This window comes from Bacteroides sp. (assembly GCA_036351255.1).
Lineage (GTDB): Bacteria > Bacteroidota > Bacteroidia > Bacteroidales > UBA7960 > UBA7960.
Map to the genome: position 1 here is coordinate 1 of JAZBOS010000125.1, position 10674 is coordinate 10674.

The window sequence follows — 10674 nt, forward strand, 5'->3', positions numbered from 1 at the left end:
CGATTCTTCCCAGCGGTAAGAGAGCAGGCCCTCGTTCTTCAGCCGGGTCAGCAAAGGGTAAATGGTCCCTTCTACCACCAGCAGCTTCGAGTCCTTCATTTCCTGGATCAGGTCGGAAGCATAGGCTTCTTTATTCGACAGCAGCGAAAGGATACAAAATTCAAGTACCCCTTTGCGCATCTGAGCTTTTGTGTTTTCAAGGTTCATGGTTACAATTTCTTTTGTTGGGACAAAGATAAATCAAATTTTAGTACTATGCAATACAAAGTACTAAAAAATTTTAAATTATTTTTTAATACACTGAATAACAGTGAAATAAAACGAGGGTGAAAATTTTTGTCCATTTTCTCCAAAGGCGGTCAAAATGGCAGTCGGCAAGGCTTGGCACAGGCTTTGGGAGGGTAAGGCCAAAAATCAAATCATTGTTTGTTATGCAAAAAGGTAAGATAAACGTTCAGACAGAGAACATTTTTCCCATCATCAAAAAATTTCTTTATTCCGATCACGAGATCTTTCTGCGCGAGCTGGTATCCAATGCCGTTGATGCCACTCAAAAGCTCAGGACGCTCTCCTCTGTGGGTGAGATCAGGGGCGACCTTGGGGATACCCGCATTGAAGTGAAGATCGATGCAAAGGCCAAAACCCTCACCGTGAGTGACAAGGGGATTGGGATGACAGCCGAAGAGGTCAGCAAATACATCAATCAGATTGCCTTCAGCAGCGCCGAAGAGTGGATCGAAAAATACAAAAAGCAGGAAGACAAAGGGGTCATCATCGGCCATTTTGGCCTGGGTTTTTATTCTTCCTTTATGGTGGCCAAAAAAGTAGAGATCTTCACGCGCTCATACCAGGATGACGCTAAACCTGTTCGCTGGGAATGCGACGGAAACCCTGAGTTTATCCTGGAAGAGACCGAAAAAGCCGAACGGGGAACTGACATCGTATTGCATATTGCCGATGATTCGCTGGAGTTTCTGGAAGAAGGCCGCGTGCTTGGTTTGCTAAAGAAATACTGCAAGTTCCTGCCGGTAGAGATCGTTTTCGGTACAGAAAAGAAAACCATCCAGGAGAAAGACGATAAAGGCAAGGAAAAGGATGTGACGGTCGAAGAGCCCCGCATCATCAACAACACCAAACCGGCCTGGACACAGAAGCCTGCCGATCTGAAAGAGGAAGATTACAAGAATTTTTACCGGGAACTCTACCCGATGAGTTTTGAAGAGCCCCTGTTCAGTATTCACCTGAATGTGGATTACCCCTTTAACCTGACAGGCATCCTGTATTTCCCCAAAGTGAAGCAAAACTTTGAGGTCCAGCGCGACAAGATACAATTGTACAGCAACCAGGTGTTTGTCACCGATTCGGTGGAAGGCATCGTGCCCGACTTCCTGACCCTTTTGCACGGGGTGATCGATTCGCCCGATATTCCGCTGAACGTCTCGCGCAGCTTCCTGCAGAGCGACAGTAACGTGAAGAAGATCAGCAGCCATATTTCTAAAAAAGTGGCCGACAAGCTGGAAGAACTCTTCAAAAATAACCGCGAGGATTTCGAAGCCAAGTGGGACGACATCAAGATTTTTATTGAATACGGGATGATCTCTGATGACAAATTCAGGGAACGTGCCAAAAAGTTCTGCCTGCTGAAGAACGTCGACAACAAGTTCTTTACCATTGAAGAATACCAGAACCACATCAAGACCAATCAGACCGATAAGGACAAGAAGGTGGTCCATCTCTATGCCACCCATCCCGAAGACCAGCACAGTTTTATCGATCTGGCCAAAGAGCGGGGTTACGATGTGCTGGTGATGGATACACCCATCGACAGCCACTTTGTGAACCTGCTGGAGTCGGAACTTGAAGGAACCTCCTTTGTCAGGGTCGACTCGGATGTGATTGATAAACTCATCAGCAAGGAGGATACACTGCCTTCCAAACTCTCGGACAAGCAGAAGGAAACGCTTTTGCCACTGATTGAAAAGCAGGTGGATGATAAAAACTTCAATGTATCGTTCGAAAACCTGAGCGAAACCGAACCGCCCATGATCATTACCCAGCCCGAATTTATGCGCCGGATGAAGGATATGTCGATGCTTGGCGGAATGAACTATATGGGCCAGCTTCCCGACAGCTATATGCTGGTGGTGAACAGCAACCATCCCTTTGTTTACAAAATCGCTGAGGAAAAGGATGAGCCCAGCCGCGATAAATACATCCGACAGGCCATCGACCTTGCACTGCTGTCACGCAATTTGCTCAAGGGTGAAAAATTGACAGCATTCATCAAACGCAGCGTCGAGCTGATATAATTTCAATAAGCCATCCGGCTTTTTCCTTTCAGGAAACTTATCCTGAATTAGTACCCGCGGAGTCTGGCAAAGCCTCTTCGCGGGTGTTTTTTTTACTTTTTGCTGATGCTAAACCCCCAGTAAAATCAGACCATTCAAATAGTTAATACGGAGTTTATACGGTTTAAACCGTATAAACTCCGTATTAACTATGAGCGTGGTATGAGCTTAAAAAGAAAGAGATCCTGGAGAAAATTTCTCCCAATGGTGTGTTATTATATTCTTTACCCGCTTTTGAAAAACCTGAAGATGTATTGGACGTTGGCAGGGCTTTATTTAAATTTTTTCATTGGAATCCCTCCCCATTTACGCTTTCAGCTTAACTTTGCATATTAACTAAAAATTTTTTCCGGATGGCAAATTCAAAGATCTCAAAGAACGTGATCATCATTGGGGTGGTCGTAGTGCTTGCCCTGCTCCTTTATGGAAGCATCAAGGGAGCCTATAATAATATGGTAATGCTTGAGGAGGGTGTTGAAGGACAGTGGGCCCAGGTAGAAAATGTGTATCAGCGCCGTGCCGACCTGATCCCTAACCTGGTGAACACCGTTAAAGGTTATGCCGAGCACGAGCGTGAGACCCTGGAAGCGGTCATTGAAGCCCGTTCTAAGGCTACCTCAGTAACTGTTGACCCGACCAACATTACTCCTGAAGCCCTGGCCCAGTTTCAGCAGGTACAGGAAGGACTGTCATCGGCCCTGAGCCGCCTGATGGTTGTGGTTGAACGCTATCCTGACCTGAAAGCCAATCAGAACTTCCTGGAGCTTCAGACCCAACTGGAGGGCACTGAAAACCGCATTGCCAACGAAAGGCGCAAGTATGCCGAGGTGGTCAGGGATTACAATACAAATATAAGGCAGTTTCCGCGCAACATCTACGCAAACATCTTTGGCTTTGACCGCAAGCCCCAGTTTGAGGCTGTTGAAGGAGCAGAAACAGCGCCTGTTGTTGAATTTTAGCGATGGGAAAAACAGCGCGTAACTTTTTTAGCCGGGAAGAGGAAAAGGCCATTATGCAGGCCATTGCCAGGGCTGAGCTGGAGACCTCGGGCGAGGTAAGGGTGCATATTGACCGGGAATGTAAGGATGATGTGCTCGACCGGGCAGCCACCGTATTTGCCAGGCTGAAGATGAATGAAACCAGGGAACGCAACGGGGTATTGTTCTACCTGGCTGTGGAACCCAAAAAATTTGCTATCCTGGGCGATGCTGGCATCAACCAGAAGGTCCCTGAAGATTTTTGGGAGTCGATCAAAGCACTGATGCTTGATCGGTTTCGGGAGGGGGCTTTTGCCAGTGGGCTCATTGCTGCCATTGAACGGGCAGGGCAGGAGCTCAAGGCCCATTTCCCCTGGCAGAAGGATGATGAGAATGAACTGACAGACGAGATCTCGTTTGGTCAATAAAGCATTTTATGAAAACACTGAAGACATTTTCACATCATATTATCAGGCATGCCTTGTTCGGGTTGTTATTGCTGATCTCATGGACCTTTGCAGCGGCACTTCCCCCGGCACCCGATCCGCCCAGCCTGGTGACAGATTTTTCGGGCTTGCTGAACGGCGGGCAGCGGATGTCGCTGGAGATGAAGCTGGCCGAATATGCCGCCGTACACGGCACCCAGATTGCCGTAGTGACCGTTGATGATCTGGAAGGGATAGAACCTGCCGTTTATGCCGATCAGCTTGCTGAGGCCTGGGGGGTAGGGCAAGCCGGCAAGGAGAACGGGGTGTTGATTCTGGTCAACCCATCTGAGGACCGGCAGCAAGGCAAGATGCACATCACCGTTGGGTATGGTCTGGAAGGGGTAATTCCTGACATTACCGCCCGCCGGATCATTGACAGGGAGATACTTCCTCATTTTCGCGAAGGACGCTATTACGAAGGGCTCGATCAGGCCACCACGGTGCTGATGCAACTGGCTGCCGGAGAGTTTCCGGCAGAAGAATACAACCAGTCGGGTGAGCCTTCGGGTGTTGCTGCATTGGTATTTTTCCTGCTCCTCCTGTTGATCTTCATCCTGATTTCGCGCAAGCGCAACGACCATTACAATCCCGGAAAAGGAATCCCGGTTTGGACCTGGCTTTGGCTGTTAAGCAGTGGCAGCCAGAGCAGCAAGGGCTCCTGGGGTGATTTCAGCGGAGGACGCGGTACTTTTGGCGGCGGTAGTTTTGGGGGTGGCGTTGGCGGCGGCTTTGGTGGTTTCGGTGGCGGACGCTTCGGCGGGGGTGGTGCAGGCGGTTCCTGGTAATGCTTTGGCAGGGCGGTCTGTGCTGGCTGTCAGGTGGTTTATGTAATAATTTTTTGCCGAATATTAAGAAATTAGTCCAACTTATTAAAGTATTTGTATATTTGCTTCAAATCATTAACATATGTTTGAAGCCCTGCAAAAAATGGACTCCACCGTGCTGAACTTTACAGACGGCGGACTTTTTATTCTCAACATTACCATTGCCATCATTATGTTTGGCGTGGCGCTTGAGATCAAGGTAAGTCACTTTGTTGACCTGTTGAAAAGGCCCAAGCCTGTCATCGTTGGTGTGGTTTCCCAGTTTATTCTGCTTCCCCTGGCCACTTTCCTGCTCATCATGGCCTTCTGGAAAAATATGACCGTGGGTGTAGCCATGGGTATGATCCTGGTGGCTTCCTGCCCGGGAGGGAATGTTTCTAACTTTATTTCAACCCTTGCCAAGGGAAACCCGGCCCTTTCAGTGAGTCTGACGGCCATTGCCACCATTTCGGCCATCGTAATGACCCCCCTTAACTTTTATATTTTGGGGAGCCTCTATAGCCAGTTGGGGCCCTGGGCCGACAATGCCCTCTTACAGGAACTGAAAATTGATCCGGTGGAAATGTTTAAAATCGTTTTCATTTTGCTGGGGGTTCCCATTCTTGTGGGGATGCTCACCAATCATTTTTTGCCCAGGTTTACCGAAAAAGTAAAGAAGCCCATCCGGATCTTTTCTGTCATTTTCTTTATCGGGATGCTGGCCATTTTGTTTGCCAATAATTACGATCATTTTCTGAAACATATTGCCTGGATCCTGCTCATTGTTTTACTTCACAATGCCCTTGCCATTTCAACCGGTTTTAGCTTTGCCTCGGCCTTGAAACTCAATTCACAGAATCGTCGCACCATCGCCATTGAAACAGGAATCCAGAACAGTGCCCTTGGGTTGGTGCTGATCTTCAATCCTGCGATATTTCCGCAACACCTGGCACTAGGGGGGATGGCCATTGTTACTGCCTGGTGGGGTATCTGGCATATTCTTGCTGGCCTGACCATCGCCACTTACTGGCAAAGGGTACCATACAAACACCTATGAACCTAAAAAAGAAAAGGCATTTATTCCGGAACTCATGGAAATGGTGGCTGCTGTCGCAGTATGTCTTTTTCCTGATGCGCTTGTTTTACCGGAAAATTGTGGTTGAGGGAAAAGAGAACATTCCCACCCAACAGCCACTGATCTTTGCCCCCAACCATCAGAATGCCCTGATGGACCCCCTGGTAGTCCTTTATGCTTCGGGCTTGCAGACTGTTTTTCTTGCCCGGGCCGACATTTTCCGGGTGAAGCTCTTGCGCGACTTGTTTTCGTGGATGAAGATCATACCCGTCTATCGCATTCGTGACGGGAAGGAAAACCTGGGCAATAATGACGCCTCTTTTAACATTGCTGTTGAGGTGCTCGAAAACAAACGTTCGGTAGGGATTTTTCCGGAAGCGGCCCATTCCGGCCAGCGGAGACTTTTGCCCCTTAAAAAAGGAATCCCCCGCCTGGCTTTTCTGGCCGAGGAAAAGAACCAGTTTAGCCTGGACTTGCGGGTATTGCCGGCTGGAATATATTACAGCAATTACGAAAACATGCGCGCCATCGTGCATGTCAGGTTTGGGAAACCCATTACCGTGAAGGACTTTGAAGATTCTTACTTCGAAAATCCACAAAAAAGTCTTTTGCTTCTGCGCGATGCCATCGGCGAACAGTTGACGGAGCTTTCAATGGATATTCGTGACCCCGAATATTATGATTCCATTTATTGTGCTGCCGAGATTTTTGCTGCGCCTTTATTAAAAGACCGGGGTGAAAAAAGGATCAATCAGCAGAAGAGGTTTCAGTTCCAGAAAGAATTGATCGGTGCCCTGGAGCATGACCTTGAAGACAAGCCCGAAGGGATGAAGGATTTTCGTTTAAAGGTCCAGCATCTGCTCGAACTTTTAAAGGCTTCCAGTTTAAAATGGGAGTTCTTCCAGCTTCCGCCTAAAAACGTTTCCGGGGTTTTGGCTTCCCTTGTCTGGTTGCTGATCACCTTTCCGGTTTTCCTTTACGGCCTGGTTAATAACATCCTGTTTTATGGGAGCGTGAAAATGCTTTTGCGAAAATTTAAAGACAGGCAGTTTCACAGTTCCGTAAAATTTGTCCTTGGACTGGCGGTTTGTCCGCTGTTCCATTTGCTTCAGGCCCTTTTAGTATGGGCTGTTTTCGGTAGCTTCCTCTGGAGCCTGGCCTATTTGATCTCCCTACCCTTGAGTGCTTTTGCTGCCCGTATTTGGGTGGGGTATTTCAGAAAAACCTGGCAATATGTGCGGCTTTTACGCCTGAAATGGTTCAGCCCTGTAAAACTTACCAAGATCAAGCTAGTTTACGGTGAGATTTTTGAAGTGTTAAAGGATAGGATGGCTTGAACTATTAAGTCAGGATGAACCTTAATTAAAATGCTTCTAAATAAGACATCCCTTCCATTCCCGGCTAATTTGAAAAAAGGATTTATTAAATTTGGGTCATTCAAGTTAAAGCGACCCTTTGGGTCTTTTGTATAGCCTGTAAATAGTGGTAGAAGCGTGAGAAGTGTGCTCAATTCGATAGCTGTCCTATTTGTTTCCGGATTTCAGATGATCCGTTCTTCGCGGCTTGCCAAAATCCTTTTGTTGATTGTCCTGATCAAGTTCCTGGTTTTTTTCGGCTTACTGAAAAATTATTTATATCCCAGGTATCTTGAACCCCAATATGAAAATGAACAACAACAGTCGGAACAGGTATTTCGAGATTTAACCACAACACATAAATCCACAGCACAATGATTGAAAACATTGACATGGCCCTGGTAAACTGGTCGAGGGGGCAATTTGCCCTGGTGGCCTTTTACCATTGGCTTTTTATTCCACTGACGTTGGGAATGACCTATATCATTGCCTATGCGCAGACGATACACGTCAGGACCGGCGACAAGGAGTGGGAGCGCATTGCAAAATTCTGGGCCAAGCTCTTTGGCATTAATTTCGCCATTGGGGTTGGCACAGGGATTATCCTCGGACTGGAGTTTGGCACCAACTGGGCCAATTATTCGTGGATCTCAGGCGATATTTTCGGGGCTCCCCTGGCGGCAGAGGGCATCCTGGCCTTTTTTCTTGAATCCACTTTTGTTGCGGTCATGTTTTTCGGATGGGGGAAGGTCAGCAAGAAATTTCACCTGATGTCGGTTTACCTCGTGGCCTTCGGCGCGAGCCTGTCGGCCCTGTGGATCCTGGTGGCCAACGCCTGGATGAACTATCCGGTGGGAATGGTATTTAATCTTGAAAATGCCCGACACGAGATGGTCGATTTCTGGACGGTATTGTTTTCGCCCTATGCCATCAACAAGTTTCTGCATACCATTACCTCGGGTTTTGTCATTTCGTCCTTTTTCATAGTGGCTGTAAGCAGCTGGTATGTTTTGAAGGGCCGGAACCTTTTGCTGGCCAAGCGCAGCATCGTGGTGGCTGCCACTTTTGGATTGATCTCGAGTATTTTTCTGGCCACCACAGGCGATGGCTCGGCTTATTGGGTGGCCCAGAAGCAGCCTGCCAAACTGGCAGCTATGGAAGGGCTTTACCAGGGCGAGGAAGGCGCTGGCCTGGTAGCCATTGGGATGCTCAGGCCTGGAAAAGAAATCGGCGATGGTCAGAATGCTTTCCTGTTTAAGATAGAAATCCCGAAGTTGTTGTCTGTGCTGGGATACCGGAATGCCGATGCCTTTGTTCCCGGTGCCGAAGACTTGGTGCTTGGCAATGCGGAGCAGAACATTATGTCGGCCGAAGAGAAGATCAGGCGGGGTAAAATGGCCCTGACTGCCCTGGCAGAATATAAAGAAGCCATTGCACTGGATGACGAAACTACGGCCCAGGAAGCCCGGGCGGTTTTTGAAGAAAATTATTATTATATGGGATACGGGCACATGTTTGACCCTGATGGCATTATCCCCAATGTGCCCTTTATTTTTTACAGTTTCCGCATCATGGTCATCCTGGGGTTTGCTTTTATTGCCTTGTTCCTGCTGATCCTTTATCTTACGGTTGTGAATAAGCTGGAGGAAAACCGCTGGCTCCTGTGGGTGAGCATCTTTTCACTCCCACTGGCATTCCTGGCATCGATGGCTGGGTGGATTGTAGCAGAGGTTGGACGGCAGCCCTGGACCATACAAGGCTTGTTGCCAACTATGATGTCGACTTCAAATATCAATGCAAATGCAGTGATTCTGACCTTTATCATGTTTGCTGTTTTATTGACCATACTGGTGCTTGCCGAGTACAAGATCATGGTGACAGCCATCAAACACGGACCGGATAAACAGAAGAAAGGAGGAGAAAATGTTTGATTCATTGACCCATTTACAACTGCAGCAGTATTGGTGGTTCATCATGTCAGTGGTGGCCTCCACGCTGGTCTTCCTGCTGTTTGTGCAGGGTGGGCAAACCCTTATCGGCACCCTTGGAAAAACCGATGATGAACGGACCATGGTGATCAACTCCATTGGCCGTAAATGGGAATTTACATTTACGACCTTGGTGGTGTTTGCAGCTGGGATGTTTGCATCCTTTCCTCTGTTCTATGCCACCACTTTCGGCGGGGCATACTATGCCTGGAAGATTTTCCTGATCTGTTTCGTGTTGCAGGCTATTTCGTTTGAATTCAGGCGCAAGCAGGGGAACCTGCTGGGGCAAAAAACCTATGAAGGATTCTTATACGTGAATGGATTCCTGGGGGTCTTCCTGCTGGGCGCTGCCGTGGCTACTTTCTTTACTGGGAGTGAATTTTACCGCAGTGAATATAACCTTTCCTATTGGCAAACCTCGCTGCATGGGCTGGAGATCCTTTTCAATCCCCAGAACCTGGCACTGGGTCTTGCCCTGCTGTTCCTTGCAAGGACACTGGGAGCCCTATATATATTGAATAATGTCAATTCGGAAGTTATCCAGGCAAGGGCTCGCAGGCAGGTTGGACTGAATGCCATCGTTTTCCTGGTCTTCTTCCTTTATTTCGTGATCCGGGTCCTTTTAATGGAAGGATACGCCTATGATCCTGCCACCAAGGAGGTATTCCTTGAGCCCTATAAATACCTGCACAATTACCTGGAAATGCCCGTTGCCTTGATCCTTTTCCTTGCAGGAGTGGTTCTGGTGCTTTATGGCATTGGCATTACCTGGTTTAAGGAAAGTCGCAAAGGGATCTGGTTTACCGGCCCGGGAACTTTCCTGACCGTTTTGTCTCTTTTCTTTGTCCTGGGATACAATAATACCTGTTTTTATCCCTCAAGTTTTGACTTGCAGAGCTCACTGACCATTGAGAATGCTTCCTCCAGCCGTTATACGCTTACGGCCATGACCTATATTTCACTGTTTGTGCCGGTGGTAGCGACCTATATCTTTTTTACCTGGCGGGCCATTGACCGGAATAAGATTGACGACCAGGATATGAAAGGCGGAGAACATCACATTTATTAAAGAAAGGCAACATGATGACACATTTATCATCCATAATTTGGTTATTGACCTGGCCAATTCTGATCTATGTGGGCTACCGGCTCAGCAAATTTATGGTCAGGGTTTTTGAAAGGAACCTCCCGGAAAAGGAAGGCGAAGTTTAGGGGTCCTGATTTTCAGGGGAAATACCATGATCCTGCCGGTGCTTATGCCGGCAGGATTTTTTTTGATGAATTGGACTGCTGTCAGGGTACGGGAGAAAAGTAACGGACAAGGAAAGAATTCTTTTTTAAAAAAGCTTCAAATCCCGGAAAAAGTTTGTATCTTTGCGGTCCGCAATTGACGAAATTGAATTTCCTGGTTGAAACCAGTTTTAAAAAGTTGCGTATAAAGTGTAGATTAACGTTCTGAAAGTCAGCTTGAAATTATTTTCTGAAAATTTTTTGAAAAAAATTGCTTGCTGAGAAAAAAATGTTTTTTACCTTTGCACTCCCCAAATGTAGGGGCAACGATCTTTGAGAAATTGGGAAAGCCAAAAAAGTAGCGCAAAAAAATACCCGTTGATTAGCTTTAGGGTTGATTAACGAACCAG

The 10674-nt window shown here is 47.4% G+C and carries 9 protein-coding genes; 8 read left to right on the forward strand and 1 reads right to left on the reverse strand.

All coding sequences use genetic code 11. The features are described 5' to 3' along the window. Positions 1–207, reverse strand: a 207-nt coding sequence (locus tag V2I46_12215) for a PadR family transcriptional regulator (GenBank protein ID MEE4178260.1), incomplete at its 3' end; no start/stop codon positions are given. A 224-nt stretch (positions 208–431) separates the two neighbouring features. On the opposite strand from V2I46_12215, the gene htpG reads away from it, so the two are divergent. The 8 genes from htpG (at position 432) to cydB (ending at position 10103) form a co-directional block, all read left to right on the forward strand. After that, complete coding sequence (gene htpG / locus V2I46_12220) at positions 432–2309, forward strand: molecular chaperone HtpG (protein MEE4178261.1); 1878 nt, start codon at positions 432–434, stop codon at positions 2307–2309. Positions 2310–2716: 407 nt separating this feature from the next. Further along, positions 2717–3307 (forward strand): LemA family protein, encoded by a 591-nt coding sequence (locus V2I46_12225; protein MEE4178262.1) that lies wholly within the window; start codon positions 2717–2719, stop codon positions 3305–3307. 2 nt (positions 3308–3309) lie between these two features. Further along, complete coding sequence (locus V2I46_12230) at positions 3310–3753, forward strand: TPM domain-containing protein (GenBank protein MEE4178263.1); 444 nt, start codon at positions 3310–3312, stop codon at positions 3751–3753. Between the two features lie 8 nt (positions 3754–3761). After that, positions 3762–4598 carry a TPM domain-containing protein gene (locus V2I46_12235; protein MEE4178264.1) on the forward strand — a complete coding sequence of 279 codons (837 nt, stop codon included), beginning with the start codon at positions 3762–3764 and terminating at the stop codon, positions 4596–4598. 121 nt (positions 4599–4719) lie between these two features. Then, entirely contained in the window at positions 4720–5673 is a 954-nt protein-coding gene (locus tag V2I46_12240; protein ID MEE4178265.1) for a bile acid:sodium symporter family protein, read from the forward strand. Then, on the forward strand, positions 5670–7028 hold the full coding sequence (locus V2I46_12245) for a 1-acyl-sn-glycerol-3-phosphate acyltransferase (protein ID MEE4178266.1): 1359 nt from the start codon (positions 5670–5672) through the stop codon (positions 7026–7028). The genes V2I46_12240 and V2I46_12245 overlap by 4 nt, the downstream gene beginning before the upstream one ends. A gap of 392 nt (positions 7029–7420) precedes the next feature. Continuing rightward, the gene (locus V2I46_12250; protein ID MEE4178267.1) at positions 7421–8977 is read left to right on the forward strand and encodes a cytochrome ubiquinol oxidase subunit I; all 1557 of its coding nucleotides are present in this window, start codon (positions 7421–7423) and stop codon (positions 8975–8977) included. After that, complete coding sequence (gene cydB, locus V2I46_12255; protein MEE4178268.1) at positions 8970–10103, forward strand: cytochrome d ubiquinol oxidase subunit II; 1134 nt, start codon at positions 8970–8972, stop codon at positions 10101–10103. The genes V2I46_12250 and cydB overlap by 8 nt, the downstream gene beginning before the upstream one ends. Positions 10104–10674 lie beyond the last annotated feature (571 nt).